This is a genomic window from Pseudomonas avellanae BPIC 631 (genome assembly GCF_000444135.1).
Taxonomy (GTDB): Bacteria; Pseudomonadota; Gammaproteobacteria; order Pseudomonadales; family Pseudomonadaceae; genus Aquipseudomonas; species Aquipseudomonas avellanae.
This window is the reverse complement of sequence record NZ_ATDK01000351.1, coordinates 1-17,263: the sequence shown is the minus strand read 5'-3', so window position 1 is coordinate 17,263 and position 17,263 is coordinate 1. Positions and strand designations below refer to the sequence as shown.

At 60.1% G+C, this 17,263-nt stretch carries 10 protein-coding genes and 1 other RNA gene; 5 read left to right on the top strand and 6 right to left on the bottom strand.

Features of this window, described 5'->3' with window-relative positions; all coding sequences use genetic code 11:
* Positions 1-443: 443 nt before the first annotated feature.
* An RNA gene (gene ffs / locus DW49_RS1000000130715) (signal recognition particle sRNA small type) lies at positions 444-540 on the bottom strand.
* A 225-nt stretch (positions 541-765) separates the two neighbouring features.
* On the opposite strand from ffs, the gene DW49_RS0121400 reads away from it, so the two are divergent.
* A complete protein-coding gene (locus DW49_RS0121400) occupies positions 766-1,254 on the top strand; it encodes a GNAT family N-acetyltransferase (RefSeq protein ID WP_005619442.1) in 489 nt (162 codons plus the stop codon).
* A 50-nt stretch (positions 1,255-1,304) separates the two neighbouring features.
* Here the strand turns inward: DW49_RS0121400 and DW49_RS0121395 are convergent, their stop codons facing one another.
* The 5 genes from DW49_RS0121395 to DW49_RS0121375 form a co-directional block, all read right to left on the bottom strand.
* Positions 1,305-2,471 (bottom strand): zinc-binding metallopeptidase family protein, encoded by a 1,167-nt coding sequence (locus DW49_RS0121395; RefSeq protein WP_024420748.1) that lies wholly within the window; start codon positions 2,469-2,471, stop codon positions 1,305-1,307.
* 446 nt (positions 2,472-2,917) lie between these two features.
* Complete coding sequence (gene ligA / locus DW49_RS0121390; RefSeq protein WP_024420747.1) at positions 2,918-5,281, bottom strand: NAD-dependent DNA ligase LigA; 2,364 nt, start codon at positions 5,279-5,281, stop codon at positions 2,918-2,920.
* 125 nt (positions 5,282-5,406) lie between these two features.
* Entirely contained in the window at positions 5,407-6,273 is an 867-nt protein-coding gene (gene zipA, locus DW49_RS0121385) for a cell division protein ZipA (protein WP_005619445.1), read from the bottom strand.
* Positions 6,274-6,524: 251 nt separating this feature from the next.
* Positions 6,525-10,013 carry a chromosome segregation protein SMC gene (gene smc, locus DW49_RS0121380; RefSeq protein WP_005619446.1) on the bottom strand — a complete coding sequence of 1,163 codons (3,489 nt, stop codon included), beginning with the start codon at positions 10,011-10,013 and terminating at the stop codon, positions 6,525-6,527.
* A 3-nt stretch (positions 10,014-10,016) separates the two neighbouring features.
* The gene (locus DW49_RS0121375) at positions 10,017-10,685 is read right to left on the bottom strand and encodes a GntR family transcriptional regulator (RefSeq protein WP_005619448.1); all 669 of its coding nucleotides are present in this window, start codon (positions 10,683-10,685) and stop codon (positions 10,017-10,019) included.
* A 274-nt stretch (positions 10,686-10,959) separates the two neighbouring features.
* On the opposite strand from DW49_RS0121375, the gene xdhA reads away from it, so the two are divergent.
* The 4 genes from xdhA to guaD are packed head-to-tail and all read left to right on the top strand — an operon-like array spanning position 10,960 to position 17,126.
* Complete coding sequence (gene xdhA / locus DW49_RS0121370; RefSeq protein WP_005619449.1) at positions 10,960-12,414, top strand: xanthine dehydrogenase small subunit; 1,455 nt, start codon at positions 10,960-10,962, stop codon at positions 12,412-12,414.
* Complete coding sequence (gene xdhB, locus DW49_RS0121365) at positions 12,407-14,950, top strand: xanthine dehydrogenase molybdopterin binding subunit (RefSeq protein ID WP_024421382.1); 2,544 nt, start codon at positions 12,407-12,409, stop codon at positions 14,948-14,950. Before xdhA ends, xdhB begins: the two co-directional genes overlap by 8 nt.
* A complete protein-coding gene (gene xdhC, locus DW49_RS0121360) occupies positions 14,947-15,786 on the top strand; it encodes a xanthine dehydrogenase accessory protein XdhC (protein ID WP_005619451.1) in 840 nt (279 codons plus the stop codon). The genes xdhB and xdhC overlap by 4 nt, the downstream gene beginning before the upstream one ends.
* A gap of 26 nt (positions 15,787-15,812) precedes the next feature.
* A complete protein-coding gene (guaD, locus tag DW49_RS0121355; RefSeq protein ID WP_005619453.1) occupies positions 15,813-17,126 on the top strand; it encodes a guanine deaminase in 1,314 nt (437 codons plus the stop codon).
* The last annotated feature ends 137 nt before the right edge of the window (positions 17,127-17,263 follow it).

Here is a 17,263-nt window from a genome sequence, read left to right as displayed (position 1 = left end):
TTTCTTCAGGACTCAGGACGATATCTTGGGCGCTCATTTCTTCGCCTCCAACGGTGTAATCAACGAGCAAGAATAGACGATTTTACAGAGCATTTATTTTTGAGACAGCACACTAGGAGGCGGAGCGGAAATCGCAGCCTTCGAGTATCAAGGAAGAAAATTCAAAGGCTACTGGGTGCATGAGGTGCTAGAAGGAACGGTCCAAATTCACAACGAAATCGTTATGCTAGGTATCGCTCTGAACGAATGGTGCCTGCATACTACTGACGCCACAATTACTAATCGATGAGGATGCAGCCTAAACCGGTTTTATAACGGGATAACATTATAAAGGTTAGATCACAAGCAGAATGCACCGTATCGGTGAGCCTAAACCTTGCCACACTTCTAGACTTTTTACGCGAAAAACCCTAAAAAATCAAGGATCTAGAGATAGGTGGTGCCCCCACCAGCCACACCCCGGCACACAATGTTCCCGCTGTGGCTGCTTCCTTCCGGATCTGACCAGGTTCACGGGTAATCGTTGCGGGGGGACCGATGGGGTCACCATAACGACGCTCGCCAGTGGCGAGCCGCGCCATTGTACCGGTCTTGCGCGAGTTTACAACCGTTGCCCTGGATAAAAATTTCGATAGCGCTCAAGCACTTGTGTACCGGGGCCGAAACGCAAATCCGCCTTCACCGGCAACGCTGCAAATCCTCGAAATACCCCCGCACGATCCTGTACCCTGCCCGCCTCAATAATAATCAGCCAGCAGGTTGCTCATGCAGACTCGATTGGTCGGCTACCACGATCTCGATCCACACCAGTGCCAGCAGTTGGAAAAACTGGAGGTCACGCCGGAACAGACGCAGTTCTCCGGTGACATCTACACGGCGCTCAATACGCTTCTGGTCAATCCCAATCCGAACGTTTGCGGCTTCGTGCTTCTGGTCGATGAGAGGCCTGTAGGCTTTTTTCTGCTCAAGCGTGGCGACTGCCTGCCGCATTGGGCTCAGGAAGAACTGGCTGCGACGCTGCATGCGTTGCAGATCGACCGCCGTGAACAGGGCAAAGGGTTGGGCAAGACATGCCTGCAGGCGTTGCCTGCCGCACTGAGTCTGAAATGGCCGGACATCACGCAGTTGATGCTCTCGGTGGACGCGGACAACAGCGCTGCCATCGGGCTTTATGTGGGTCAGGGCTGGATTGACACCGGAGAGGCGTATCGCGGGCGGATCGGTTTCGAGCGCAGGCTGGTATTGAAGCTTTGATACGGAGTTTGAGCGCGCCTGACATCGCGGGATGTCAGGCGCTGCTTGGGTTACTGAGCCAACAAGACCTCATCGGCCTTGCCGCCTGCATCCTGAATGACCAAATGGATGAAGTGCAACTTGGCAATCACCGCCGGCGGCAGCACGAACGGATAGAAATCCGGCTGGCCCATGCTGCGTGATAGCTCGTTGAGCATGCTTGCCAGTTCGATCCAGGCGTTGACGAACGACAGAAACGCCGGGCCGCCGGGGTGCTGTGGATCGTAGAGCACGTCCAGCGGGAACGGCTGATAATCGAGTTCCATGTCGCGGGCACTCATGCCGAAACCCAGCGCGGTGTCGACCGCATCCATCATGTGCAGGTAGTGAGCCCAGGTCTCGGCCCAGTCTTCCCACGGATGCATGGTGGCGTAGGCACTGACGAAGCTTTCCTGCCAATTGTCGGGCGCGCCGTTCTGGTAGTGGTGATCAAGCGCATCGGCGTAGCTGGCGCGCTCGTCGCCGAACAGGTTGCGGCAACCGTCCTGCCAGCGGGTATCGGCAATCAGCCGATCCCAATAGTAGTGACCGACTTCGTGGCGGAAGTGGCCGAGCAAGGTGCGATACGGTTCGTGCATCTGCACGCGCATGGCTTCGCGGTGCGCGTCGTCGGCTTCTTCGATGTTCAGCGTGATCAGGCCATTGGCGTGGCCGGTGGTCGGCAGCTTGCCTTCCAGATCGACGCCGACAAAGTCAAAGGCCAGGCCGGTTTCTTCATCGACGGTCTTGGGGATGACTTGCAGCCCCATCGAAATCAACTGCGCGACCAGGCGGCGTTTGGCAGTCTCGACCTTGCGCCAGCGCTCGCCGTTTTCAACGATGGACAGGTCGGGAATGGTCCGATTGAGGCTGCATGCCACGCAGAACTCTCCGGCGTTGTGCGCCGGAAACAGCCAGTTGCACGCCGCTGGCGTGTCGAGGTTGGCGCAACGCCGATACAGGCCTGCGCCCGGTTCGTCACTCAAGCGCCAGGTCGCGGCATCAGGACCCGCTTCCAGTGCAGCCACCCGGCTCTGCTCTGGCAGATAACCCAGCGCCGCCGAACAGGCCAGGCATTGAGAATTGGGGAAAAACACCGACTGGCCGCAGGTGCACTGCCAGACCTTGCTGTTACGTTTGGATTCGCCGACAAATGGGGCGGTAATGCGTGAACTCAATTGCTCGAAAAAGCGATACATGGCGATCTCCCGTTGGCCTTGCATGGACTAGATCATGCCGACGCTGAAGGGGTTCAAAATATTATCGGCCGGCGGAGACGGACAGTGTTGGCGGCGTTTTTGTGGGCGAAAACGGTGCGTCGGTGGGGTGTGGCACTCCCCATGCAAGATCGGACGCAGTGCGTCCAGCACGGCGCACCGACGCGGAGCGTCGGCACGATAATCAAAGGCCGGAAACTGCATGCTTACGCGCAGTGCATCGCAGTGCATCGCATCGCATCGCACGATAGTTGAGATTATCGTTCCAACGCTACAGCGCTCAGCGTTACACAAGTCCTGATGACCACGCAAAACAGGGCTTTTTGAGGTGCCGGGCGTACCGGTTTTACTGTCGGTTCCCGACAGTTCGCGGACAAGTCCGCTCCTACATTCCGGACAAGTGCATAGGCATGCATCACCGGCCTTGCTCAATCAACCGCTACGCCCAGTTCGGTCAGGCGCTTGAGCAGTGCCTCTTCGTCCAGCACGATCAGGCCCAGCTCGTTGGCTTTGGTCAGTTTGGAACCCGCACCTGGCCCGGCGACCACGGTGTGGGTCTTGGCCGATACCGAGCCGGACACCTTGGCCCCCAGGCTTTCGAGTTTTTCCTTGGCGACGTCGCGGCTCATGCGTTCCAGCGAACCGGTCAGCACCCAGGTCTGGCCTGCCAGCGGCAAGCCTTCGACGGTTTTTTTCTCGCTACGCCAATGCATGCCGAAGTCCTTGAGCTGGGCTTCGATGGCGCGCGCGCGCTCGGCGTTGACGTTGTCGTCGAAGAAGTCGCGAACCGATTTGGCCTGTTTCTCCGGCAGCGTCTGGCGCATGTCCAGCCAGTCAGCGCTGATGACCGCCTCAAGCGTGCCGAACCGGTCAGCCAGTTTCTGTGCAGCACCCGGTCCTACCGATGGAATGTGCAGCTTGTCGATCAGGCCTTCCAGCGTGGTGCTGGCGGCAAACTCTGCGCCCAGCTCACCCTGATCCTGCAATTGCAGACCGCACTCGCCCAGCAGCGCGTCAATGACGTTGCGATTGTGCTCATCCTCGAAGAAGCTGTGAATTTCGTAAGCGACTTCCAGACCGACATCCGGCAGATAAGTCAGCACTTCCGGCAGTGCCTGTTTGACGCGGTCCAGCGACGCCAGTGAGCGCGCCAGTACCTTGGCCGTCTCCTCGCCTACATCGGGAATACCCAGGGCATAGATAAAGCGCGCCAGGGTCGGCTGCCTGCTGTCGGCAATCGCCTTGAGCAGCTTGTTGCTGGAGATTTCAGCAAAGCCTTCCAGGTCGATGATCTGTTCGTATTTCAGTTTGTACAGGTCGGCAGGCGAACCAATGAGCTTTTCATCGACCAGTTGCTCGATGGTCTTGTCGCCCAAACCTTCGATGTCCATCGCCCGACGCGACACATAGTGAATGATCGCCTGCTTGAGTTGCGCACCACAGGCCAGCCGCCCGACGCAGCGATACACCGCGCCTTCAGTGACGGTTTCCTTGCCCTTGCTGCGTTTGATCAACTGCGTGCGCTCGACATGCGAGCCGCACACCGGGCAGCTTTGCGGGACTTCGACCGGTTTGGCGGTTTCGGGGCGGCGCTCGACGACGACCTGCACCACCTGCGGAATCACGTCACCGGCGCGACGGATAATCACCGTGTCGCCAATCATCAGCCCCAGCCGCGCCACTTCATCCATGTTGTGCAGCGTGGCATTGGCGACCATGACACCGGCAACCTTGACCGGCTTGAGGCGCGCGACCGGCGTGACTGCGCCGGTACGGCCGACCTGAAATTCAACGTCCAGCAGTTCGGTCAGCTCTTCCATGGCCGGAAACTTGTGGGCAATCGCCCAGCGTGGCTCGCGGGCACGAAAGCCCAGTTCGCGCTGCGCCGCCAGGTTGTTGACCTTGAACACCACACCGTCGATCTCGTAGGTCAGCGAAAGACGTCGCTCACCAATGTCGCGGTAGTAAGCCAGGCACTCCTCGACGCCGTCCGCCAGTTTCAGTTCGCGACTGACCGGCATGCCCCATTTTTTCAACGTTTCAAGCACGCCGATGTGCGTGTCGGCAATTTCTGCCGAGGTCTGCCCCAAGCCATAGCAGCAGAATTCCAGCGGACGGTTGGCGGTGATCTTCGAATCCAGCTGGCGCAGGCTGCCAGCAGCGGCGTTGCGCGGGTTGGCGAAGGTCTTGCCGCCGACTTCCAGCTGGCTGGCGTTAAGCCGCTCGAAACCGGCCTTGGACATGAACACTTCGCCGCGTACTTCCAGCACCTCTGGCCAGCCCTTGCCTTGCAGCTTGAGCGGGATATTGCGCACGGTGCGCACATTGACGCTGATGTCTTCGCCCGTGGTCCCGTCGCCGCGTGTGGCACCGCGCACCAGTGCACCGTCGCGGTACAGCAGGCTGACCGCCAGGCCGTCCAGCTTGGGCTCGCAGCTGTATTGCACCTTGCTGCCTTCGCCAAACAGATCCCCGGCAGGCAGGTCCAGCCCTTCGGTTACACGGCGGTCGAACTCGCGCAGGTCTTTTTCTTCGAAGGCGTTGCCCAGGCTGAGCATGGCCATTTCGTGACGCACCTGAGTGAAGGCCGACAATGCGGTACTGCCCACCCGCTGGGTCGGCGAATCGGGCGTGACCAGATGCGGGTTTTCTGCCTCAAGGGCCTTGAGTTCGTGGAACAGGCGGTCGTACTCGGCATCCGGGATGCTCGGCTCGTCCAGAACGTGATAGCGGTAGTTGTGCTGATCCAGCTCTGCACGCAGTTCCAGGATTCGGGTTTCGGCGGCCTTCATACGGTGTTCTCTCAAAAAGCAAAAAAGCAGCCGAGGCTGCTCATCTGTTGGCTCTGCTCTGCTTCAGTCCGGTTCCGCAAGGCATGCCCAAGCACACGCCTGGCACGGGACCGGTGCAATGACGCTTACCCGCGACGCTGGGTCAGCGCACGACGCTCGAACTCGACGATACGCTGGCGATAATGCTCGATGGTTTGCGCGGTCATGACACTGCGCTGGTCATCTTTAAGTTCGCCATCCAGCTCGTGAGCCAGCTTGCGAGCAGCAGCAACCATCACATCAAAAGCCTGCTTCGGACGACGAGGGCCTGGCAAGCCAAGGAAGAAGCTGACTGCACGGGTGCTGAAATGGTCGATGTCGTCCAGATCGAATACGCCGGGCTTGACCGCATTGGCCATCGAGAACAGCACTTCGCCGTTGCCAGCCATGCTTTCGTGACGGTGGAAAATGTCCATTTCGCCAAAACGCAGACCGCTTTCCAGAATGTTCTGCAGCAACGCTGGGCCCTTGAAGCCGCTTTCGTTGCGCGAGATCACGCTGATGACCAGTACTTCTTCTACCGGTGGCAGGTCCTTGTCTTCGGTGATGCGCTGGGCCGGTTTATCATCCGGGAAATCGTCGTCACGCGCCGTGAACAGGCTCGGGCCATCCAGATCAAGGTTCAGATCGCCCTGCTGCGGCTCGTCCTTGCGCTTCTTGTCACCCCGTTTTTCGCTGCCGGCACCGCGCTTGTTGTCACGCGGGTTGGCGCTCATCGACGGCAAATCATGCTCGTCAAGTTGCGGCTCCTTGTGCGTGTCCAGCACACGCGGCGGGCCCAGCACTTCGGCAGACGTGGTTTCTTCTTCATCCGGAAGGTTGGAGAAGCTCCGATCCAGCCTGAATTTCAATTTGCCCTTGCCGCCGCGCATACGGCGCCAGCCATCAAAGAGAATACCGGCAATGACTATTATGCCGATGACGATCAGCCACTCGCGCAGACCGATTTCCATGTAATCCAGTGCCTCTAATGAAGAAATCTGAAAATAAGGGCCTAAACCCCTTTAATACGTGGTGCCAAGTCTATGTTCTGACTGGCATTTTGCCCACATGAAAATAAAAAAAGTGGCCACTAAACTAGCACGACCAAAGGCAACTTTACACCGTCTGTTACCTCTCTTCGCTGTGCATATTGCCATCTATCGTACAAACGTCACATTTTCACAGCGCAATTCTGCGTTTTCGCCGCCGTAACGAGCCCGACTCAAGCATCCACCAACGCCATGGCCTGCTCGACGTCCACCGCTACCAGCCTTGAACAGCCGGGCTCGTGCATCGTCACCCCCATCAGTTGATCGGCCATTTCCATGGCGATCTTGTTGTGGGTGATGTAGATGAACTGCACAGTTTGTGACATTTCTTTCACCAACCGCGCATACCGTACCACGTTGGCGTCATCCAGTGGCGCATCGACCTCGTCAAGCATGCAGAACGGTGCAGGATTGAGCTTGAAGATGGCAAAAACCAGTGCCAGCGCCGTCAGTGCTTTTTCCCCACCCGACAGCAAATGGATGGTGCTGTTCTTCTTGCCAGGAGGACGCGCCATGATTGTCACCCCTGTATCGAGTAAATCTTCGCCTGTCAGTTCCAAATAAGCAGAGCCACCACCGAAAACTTTCGGGAAAAGTGCTTGAATTCCGCTATTTATCTGATCGAAGGTATCTTTGAAGCGGTTTCGGGTTTCCTTGTCGATCTTGCGAATGACGTTTTCCAGCGTGTCGAGCGCTTCTACCAGATCGGCGTCCTGCGCATCCAGATAACGCTTGCGCTCGGATTGCTGTTGATACTCGTCGATGGCAGCGAGGTTGATCGCGCCCAGACGCTGAATGCGCCCGGCGATGCTTTCCAGTTGCTGCTCGGCGGCCTGCTCGCTGGCTTCCGATGTCAGGGTGGCGAGCACGCCGTGCAGGTCGTAGCCGTCTTCGTGCAACTGGTCCTGCAACGCGGTGCGGCGCACGCTCAGCGCTTGCCACTCCAGGCGTTGCTGCTCGAGCTGACCACGCAGCAGCTGCGATTGCTGCTCGGCCTGAGTACGGCGCTTCTCTGCTTCACGCAGTTCACGGTCGGCGTCTTCGAGTGCGTTCTTGGCGATGCGCATTTCGTCATCGACCACCATGCGCCGCTCCAGCAGCTCTTCAAGCTTGAGACGCAGCTCTTCAAGCGGCGCCTCGCCCTCCTCCAGGTTCAGGCTCAGTTGTTCGCGTTTTTCCGTCAGCCTTTCAGACTGCATGCGCAGGCGCTCCAGCGCCTGACGTGTCGACTCGTATTGCGCCTTGATCGAGCCCAGGCGCACCGCCAACTGGTGGCTGTGGTCCTTGTGCTGCCGCGCGTCCTGACGTATCCGGTCCAGACGCTCGCGCAGCGCATCACGCTGGGCCTGGAGCACTTCGCGCTGTTCGGTATCCAGCGCCATCGAATCCAGTGCGTCCTGCAGTTGCAGGCGCGACTCACCCAGGTGCTCATGCTCGACGGAACGCTGCTCGCCCAGCTCGGCCAGCTCTTCGTCCAGACGCGTGCGGCGCAGGGTCAACTGCTCGACTTTGACCCTGGCGGCCGACAGCTGCGCCTTGAGTTCGCTTTGCTGACGGGTTTCGTCCTGCACCCGACGACGCAGTTGCTCGCGGGCGTCTTCCTGCTGCGACTGTTGCTCACGCAGGCTCAGCAATTGCTCTTCAAGCGTGGCCAGGGTCGCTTCGCGCTCGTCGCGCTCCAGCCCCAGCCGCTGCAATTCCTGCCCGCGCGCCAACACGCCGCTCTGCGCTTCGCTGGCACGTCGTACCCGCAAAAAGTGCCGGCCGACCCAGTAACCGTCGCGGCTGATCAGGCTTTGCCCGGCGCTCAGTTGCATACGGCGCGCCAGCGCTTCGTCCAGATTCTCGACCGGAATCACCTGACCCAGCCAGGCCGCCAGATCGACCGTGCTTTCGACCTTTTCCAGCAAGCTGCCCGGCACGCGGACCGTGTCGGCACTGGCACTGAGCAGGCGCAGATCACCCTGCTCAAAGTTGGCCAGATCGAGCCCGTCGAAATCATCGACCAGCACTGCCTGCAAATCGGCACCCAGCACCGTTTCGACTGCCAGCTCCCAGCCCGCCTCGACGCTCAGCCCCTCGGCCAGGCGCGGGCGCTCGGCCAATTGCTGATCACGCAGCCATTCGGCGGTGCCAGTATCCGGATCGAGCGCAGCCTGTTGCAGGGCTTCCAGTGAGGCCAGTCGGCCGTTGAGGCGTTGCAGCTCGCCCTGGGCCTGCTGCTGTGCGTGACTGGCGTTCTGCAGGGCCTCGCGCAATTGCTCCAGACGCTCGACCGCTAGCTCTTCACCCATGTGCAGTTCTTCGAGGGTCATGTCTCGGGTCGCGAGGTCTTCGCTCAATTCGAGAATGGCCGCGTCTTCCGGGTCGGCCGTCAGCAGTTGACGTTCCTCGGCCAGACGTCGCTGGCGCTCGGCCAGACGCTCGATGCTCTGTTCCAGTTGCTGAATACGGGATTGCTGAACCTGCGCCTGACGCTGTGGCTCGGCGGACTGCTGGTTGAAGACGTCCCACTGCTCCTGCCAGCCCTGCATCGCCGACTCGGCATCTTCCAGCGCAATGGCCGATTCCTCGGCGGCGGCGCTGGTCATTTCCTGCTCGGGCTCAAGCATTTCCAGCTCTTCGCCCAGGGTGGCGAGCAAGGTGCTGTCGTGGCCCAGATGCGATTCGGTTTCCAGACGGGCGCGCTCGGCTTCGCGCAGGTCGTCCTGCAACTGGCGCAGGCGCTGCTGACCGTGCTGAATGCTCTGCTCCACACGGGCGATGTCGCCGCCCACTGAATAGAAGCGCCCCTGCACCAGATTGAAGCGCTCGGACAGGTCATGATGCCCGTCGCGCAGCCGCTCGATGCTGGCATCTGCGCTGCGCTGATCGGCCACCAGTGCCTCGAAACCGACTTCCTGATTGCCGATCACCGCCTCGCGCTGACCTACCTGCTCATTCAATGCCTGCCAGCGCAGGGCTGACAGTTGCGCCTTCAACTGGCGCTCTTCGGCCTTGTATTCCTGATACTTCTCGGCAGCCTGAGCCTGGCGGTGCAAGCGCTCCAGCTGGCGCTCGAGTTCTTCGCGAAGGTCAGTCAGGCGCGCGAGGTTTTCGTGAGTACGGCGGATACGGTTTTCGGTTTCCCGACGGCGCTCCTTGTACTTGGAGATGCCGGCGGCTTCTTCGATGAAGTTGCGCAGGTCCTCGGGCTTGGCTTCGATCAGCTTGGAGATCATGCCCTGCTCGATGATCGAGTAGCTGCGCGGCCCCAGGCCGGTGCCGAGGAAGATGTCGGTGATGTCGCGACGACGGCACTTGGTGCCGTTCAGGTAATAGCTGTTCTGGCTGTCGCGGGTGACTTTGCGGCGAATGGAGATTTCTGCGTAGGCCGCGTACTCGCCGACCAGCGTGCCGTCGGAGTTGTCGAAGACCAGCTCGATGCTCGCCTGGCTGACCGGCTTGCGGCTGGTCGAGCCGTTGAAAATGACGTCGGTCATGGACTCGCCGCGCAGGTTCTTGGCCGAGCTTTCGCCCATGACCCAGCGCACAGCGTCGATAATATTGGATTTGCCACACCCGTTGGGGCCGACGACAGCCGCCATGTTGCTGGGGAAGTTCACCGTGGTGGGGTCGACGAAAGATTTGAACCCCGCCAGCTTGATGCACTTCAGGCGCATGCGTCAGCTCGCTTCCAGAGCGGACAGCACGAGCTGGCAACTGCGCTGACAGTAGCGGGTCAGCACCACGCGAATCTGCGCCAGATCGCGCGCCAGGACGGCGGCGAGCATGTCACCGAACAGCGCCAGATACTCGCTCATTTCAGCCTTGCGCTGCTCAAGCGCCAGAAAATAGCTGCGACTCATCGAAGGCTGAAGGTTCTCGACGGTTTCTTCAAGGTACAGGTTGTTGGCGAACGGATAGGCCGCGCGCATCACGTTGAAGCTCTCTTCGACGAACATCCTGACGTCCTGCTGCTCGAAACTGGCCTGCAGGCGCTGCTGGCGCTGCTGGCACTGCAGAAACGGCGCGAGGTCGTCTTCGCTCTGCCAGCGCTCGGCCACGGCATTGGCCAGCAGGATGTACAGCTCGCTCATCAGGTTGCACAGGCTGGTGACGTTGTGGGCATTGAGCACGGTCACTTGTGCGCCACGACGCGGCAGAATCACCACCAAATGACGGCGTTCGAGAATTAGCAATGCTTCGCGCACAGAGCCACGACTGACGTTCAACGCCTGTGTGACTTTCTGCTCCTGAATGCGCTCTCCAGGCTTGAGCTCGCCGCGAATGATCCGCTCGGCAAGGTGATGAGCAATTTGCTCAGCGAGGCTGTCCGGGGCCTTGAACGTCATGACTATCCTTCAAAAAAGCTGTTCTGCATGCAAGTCGCGGAGTGTATCGCAACCGATGCGGGTGGCGCAGGGCCATAGAAGAGGAAACTGGCACGAAATACGCAAAACCTTGAATTATCCGCAGCCCGAACCACTGAAGCCTGCGCAAGCGTGATCGGAAAGACGAGGGAAAGCCGATTTCCTGACTTGAGAGTCAGAAACAAATTGACCCAATTGGCAGAGCTGATAGATTCATCGATATGTCTGATGACAATACATGTGAGGGCTTTGCGCCGTGATTCAGTTCCTTTTGAACCAAGAGCTAAAAACCGAGCGCAGCCTGAATCCGAACATGACTGTGCTGACCTACCTGCGAGAGCAGGCACACAAGCCCGGTACCAAGGAAGGCTGCGCCAGCGGCGACTGTGGCGCCTGTACGGTGGTCGTCGGCGAGCTGCACAGCGACGCAGACGGCCAGCAACAACTGCGCTATCGCAGCGTCAATTCATGCCTGACCTTTGTCGCCTCGCTACACGGCAAGCAGTTGATCAGCGTTGAAGACCTCAAGCACCAAGGCCAGTTGCACAGCGTGCAAAAGGCGATGGTCGAATGCCATGGCTCGCAGTGCGGCTTTTGCACGCCGGGGTTTGTGATGTCGCTGTTTGCCCTGCAAAAGAACAGCAGCGATGCCAACGCGCATCAGGCCCATGAAGCATTGGCCGGCAACTTGTGCCGCTGCACCGGTTATCGTCCTATTCTGGCCGCTGCCGAGCAGTCTTGCAGCCAGCGTGTGCCAGACCAGTTCGATCAGCGCCAGGCGCAGACCATTGAGCGCCTGCGTGCGATCACGCCAAGTCAGACCGGCGAACTCAACGACGGCGAAAAACACTGCCTGATCCCGCTGACCGTGGCCGACCTCGCCGATCTGTACCAGGCCAACCCGCAGGCGCGTCTATTGGCGGGCGGCACCGACCTGGCGCTGGAAGTCACACAATTCCACAAAGCACTGCCCGCGATGATTTACGTTGGGCACATCGCGGAGATGAAGCGCGTCGAACGCTTCGACGACCGCCTGGAGATCGGCGCAGCCACGCCACTGACCGATTGCTACGCGGCGCTGACGGCGCAATACCCGGACTTCGGCGAGCTGCTGCAGCGCTTTGCCTCGCTGCAGATCCGCAATCAGGGCACGCTGGGCGGCAACATCGGCAATGCCTCCCCCATCGGCGACTCCCCGCCGCTGCTGATCGCCCTCGGTGCACAGATCGTGCTGCGCAAAGGCGACACCCGGCGCACGCTGGCGCTGGAAGATTATTTCATCGACTACAAGGTCACCGCCCGCCAGCCAGGCGAGTTCATCGAGAAGATCATCGTGCCGACCGCCAACCCCCGGCAGGTCTTCCGGGCCTATAAAGTCTCAAAGCGCCTGGACGACGATATTTCTGCGGTGTGTGCGGCGTTTCGTCTGAATATAGAAGGCGGCGTGATCCGCGAAGCGCGTGTGGCCTATGGCGGCATGGCGGCGATTCCGAAACGTGCAGAGGCCTGCGAGCGGGCCTTGGTCGACCAGCCATGGAACAACGAAACCGTCGAACAGGCCTGCGCTGCACTGAAAGAAGATTTCAGCCCGCTGTCGGATTTTCGCGCCAGCAAGGAGTACCGCCTGTTGAGCGCGCAGAACCTGCTGCGCAAGTATTTCATCGAATTGCAGACCCCGGCCATCGCAACGCGGGTGACCGACTATGTCTGAGCATTCCTCCCCCCTCACCCAGGCCGACATGCTGGCCCTGTTTCAACAGGACCTGAGCACTGGCGTCGGCCGCAGCGTCAAGCACGACAGCGCCGACAAACATGTGTCCGGCGAAGCGGTGTACATCGATGATCGCCTTGAGTTTCCCAATCAACTGCACGTTTACGCGCGTCTCTCGGACCGAGCCCATGCGCGCGTCATCAGCATCGATACCACGCCCTGCTACGCCTTTGAAGGCGTAAGAATTGCGATTACCCATGAAGACATTCCCGGTCTGAAAGACATCGGCCCGCTGCTGCCCGGCGACCCGTTGCTGGCCATCGACAAGGTGGAATTCGTCGGCCAGCCGGTGCTTGCGGTTGCCGCGCGGGATCTGGACGTCGCGCGTCAGGCAGCGATGGCGGCAATCATCGAATATGAAGACCTGGAGCCGGTGCTGGATGTGGTTCAGGCCCTGCGCCAGAAGCATTTCGTGCTCGACAGCCACACCCACAAGCGCGGCGATTCGGCGACGGCTCTACAAGGTGCGACCCACCGTTTGCAGGGCAACCTGCACATTGGCGGCCAGGAACATTTTTACCTGGAAACCCAGATCTCCTCGGTCATGCCGACTGAAGACGGCGGCATGATTGTCTATTGCTCGACCCAGAACCCCACGGAAATCCAGAAGCTGGTGGCCGAGGTGCTGAACGTACCGATGAACCGCATCGTGGTCGATATGCGGCGCATGGGCGGTGGCTTCGGCGGCAAGGAAACCCAAGCGGCCAGCCCGGCGTGCCTGTGCGCAGTAATTGCGCGGCTGACCGGTCAGCCGACCAAGATGCGCCTGCAACGCTTCGAAGACATGCAGATGACCGGCAAGCGCCACCCGTTCTACATCGAATACGACGTGGGCTTTGACGATAGCGGTCGCCTGCAAAGCATCCAACTCGATCTGGCCGGCAACTGCGGCTATTCGCCAGACCTGTCGGCCTCGATTGTCGACCGCGCGATGTTCCATGCCGACAACGCCTATTACTTGGGCGAAGCGACCATCAACGGCCATCGCTGCAAGACCCACACGGCGTCCAACACCGCGTACCGGGGCTTTGGCGGCCCGCAAGGCATGGTAGCCATCGAAGAAGTGATGGACTGTATCGCGCGTTTTCTCGGCAAGGACCCATTGGCGGTACGCAAGGCCAACTACTACGGCAAGACCGAGCGCAACGTCACCCATTACTACCAGACCGTCGAGCACAACCTGCTGGAAGAAATGACGGCGGATCTGGAACAGAGCAGCCAGTACGCCGAGCGCCGCGAGGCCATCCGGGATTTCAACGCCAGCAGCCCGATCCTGAAAAAAGGCCTGGCGCTGACGCCGGTCAAATTCGGCATATCGTTCACCGCCAGCTTTCTCAATCAGGCGGGGGCGCTGATTCATATCTACACCGATGGCAGCATCCACCTGAACCACGGCGGCACAGAGATGGGCCAGGGTTTGAACACCAAGGTCGCGCAAGTTGTGGCTGAAGTGTTTCAAGTTGATATCGACCGCATCCAGATCACCGCGACCAACACCGACAAGGTGCCGAACACCTCCCCGACGGCGGCATCCAGCGGCACTGACCTGAACGGCAAGGCGGCGCAAAATGCCGCTGAAATCCTCAAGCAGCGTCTGGTTGAATTTGCCGCGCGGCATTACCAAGTGGCAGAAACCGAGGTCGAGTTTCGTAACGGCCATATACGGATCGGTGAGAGTGTCCTGCCCTTTGCCGAGTTGGCTCAACAGGCGTGGATGGGGCAGGTGTCGCTGTCCAGTACCGGTTATTACAAGACGCCGAAGATTTTCTACGACCGCAGCCAGGCGCGTGGCCGGCCGTTCTACTACTATGCGTTCGGTGCGGCCTGCGTCGAGGTGATCGTCGACACGCTGACCGGTGAATACAAGACCTTGCGCACCGACATCCTGCATGACGTCGGCGCGTCGCTGAACCCGGCCATCGACATCGGCCAGGTCGAAGGCGGCTACATTCAGGGCGCTGGCTGGCTGACCACCGAAGAGCTGGTGTGGAACGACAAAGGCAAACTGGTGACCAGCGGCCCGGCGTCATACAAGATTCCGGCGGTGGCCGACATGCCGCTGGACTTGCGCGTAACACTTGTCGAAAACCGCAAGAACCCGGAAGACACGGTGTTCCATTCCAAGGCCGTGGGTGAGCCACCGTTCATGCTCGGCATCGCGGCGTGGTGCGCGATCAAGGACGCCGTTGCGAGCCTCGGTGGCTATCGCCATCAACCGAACATCGACGCCCCGGCGACGCCGGAAAAGGTGCTATGGGGGTGTGAGCAGATGCGTCAGAAAAGCCGGGCGGGTTGTGTATCGACTGAGCGATCCGAGTCGATTGTTTCAGGTGCTGTGCCGGCCTCTTCGCGAGCAAGCGAAGCGTCGCCCGGCTCGCTCTCACATGCTGCTTCTGCAGTTGCATCTCCCCCCGTGGGAGCGAGCTTGCTCGCGAAAGCGTCAGTTCAGAATGACGCCAATCGGGAGCAAAAATGAATAACTGGATCAGCGCCCTGGCCGAGCTTCAGGCCCGCAGCGAACCGGGCATTCTGGTGACCATCATCGAAGAGCTGGGCTCTACGCCGCGCAATGCCGGCTCGAAAATGGTGGTCTGCGCCGAGCGCATCTACGACACCATCGGCGGCGGGCATCTGGAATACAAGGCCATGGAAATCGCCCGCGAAATGCTCGCCAGCGGCATGCGACAGACGCGGCTCGAACGCTTCAACCTCGGCGCGAGCCTTGGTCAGTGCTGCGGCGGCGTCAACGTGCTGCTGTTCGAACCGATGGGTGAGCCAGTCGCACACATCGCAGTGTTCGGCGCCGGTCATGTCGGCCGTGCGCTGGTGCCGTTGCTGGCCAGCCTGCCCTGCCGGGTACGCTGGATCGACGCCCGCGAGCACGAATTCCCCGAATCAATGCCCGAAGGCGTGCTGAAAATCGTCAATGACGAGCCGGTCGATGAGGTCGCGCAGTTGCCGGTCGGCACTTACTGCATCGTCATGACCCACAACCATCAGCTCGACCTGGAACTGACCGCCGCCATCCTCAAGCGCGGGGATTTCGGCTATTTCGGGCTGATCGGCTCGAAAACCAAGCGGGTCAAGTTCGAGCACCGCTTGCGTGAACGCGGTTTCGACGCCAGCCTGCTGCAACGCATGCGCTGCCCGATGGGCCTGGCCGAGGTCAAAGGCAAACTGCCCATCGAGATTGCGGTCTCCATCGCCGCCGAAGTCATCGCCACCTATAACGTCAGCTTCGGCCAGCACAGTGCCAACGCCGAACCTATCGCCAGACTGCTGCCTGCGTCACGTCGCAGCCAGTCGCAATAGCCGCAGTCAGTCACAACGAGAATGCCATGAGTTCAGTTTCCAACCGTAAGGCCTACCGCGCCGCCATCGTTCACAGCATTGCCGACCCGGCTGAAGTGGCGATTGAAGCGTCTTATGAATATTTCGCCGACGGCCTGCTGCTGGTCGAGGATGGCAAGATCGTTGCGCTGGGCCATGCTGCCGGCCTGCTGGGCAGCATGGGCAGTGACGTGGAGCTGATCGAGTATCAGGACGCGCTGATCACGCCAGGCTTCATCGACACGCACATTCACCTGCCGCAAACCGGCATGATCGGCGCGTATGGCGAGCAATTGCTGGACTGGCTGAACACCTACACCTTCCCCTGCGAAAGCCAGTTCGCCGACCCCGAGCATTCGGCCGAGGTGGCGGATATCTTCATCAAGGAATTGCTGCGCAACGGCACCACCACGGCGCTGGTGTTCGGCAGCGTGCACAAAGAGTCGGTGGAGGCATTTTTCAGTGCGGCGCAGGCGCTTGATCTGCGCATGATCGCCGGCAAGGTGATGATGGACCGCAACGCACCGGATTATCTGGTCGATACGCCAGAATCCGGCTACGCCGACAGCAAGGCGCTGATCGAACGCTGGCATGGCAAGGGTCGCCTGAGCTATGCCGTGACCCCGCGCTTCGCACCGACCAGCAGCCTGGAACAGCTGAGCCTGGCGGGCCAGCTGTTGACTGAATACCCCGGTTTGTACATGCAGACCCACATCAGCGAAAACCTTCAGGAAATCGAGTGGGTCAAGGCGCTGTTTCCGGAGCGCAAGCACTACCTGGACGTTTACGACCACTTCAACCTGTTGAGCGAACGCTCTGTGTTTGCCCACGGCGTGCACCTGTGCGACGAGCAATGCGCGCGGCTGGCGCAAACCGGCTCGGCCATCGCCTTCTGCCCGACCTCCAACCTGTTTCTGGGCAGCGGCCTGTTCAACCTGCCGATGGCCGAGAAGCACAAAGTCAATGTCGGCCTGGGCACCGATGTGGGCGGCGGGACCAGCTTTTCGATTCTGCAGACGCTGAACGAAGCCTACAAGGTCATGCAAATGCAGGGCGCACGCCTGAGCCCGTTCAAGTCACTGTTCCTGGCGACCCTGGGCGGCGCACAGGCGCTGCGCCTGGAAGACAAGGTCGGCAGCCTGAAACCGGGCAACGAGGCCGACTTTCTGGTGCTCGATTACAACGCCACACCGCTGCTGTCGTACCGGCTGAAGCAGGCGAAAGGCATTGAAGAGATTCTGTTTGTGCTGATGACGATTGGTGATGACCGGACGGTGAAGCAGACCTGGTCGGGTGGGCGGCTGGTGCATGAGCGGGGTTGAACTCTCGTCTCTCACACGCCAGTGGACGATAGTGATTTATCGTTCCCTACGCTCCGCGTGGGAATGCAGGTCGCGACGCTCTGCGTCGCCAAAGAGGACGCAGAGCGTCCCGAACGGCATGCGACAATCTCGAGATC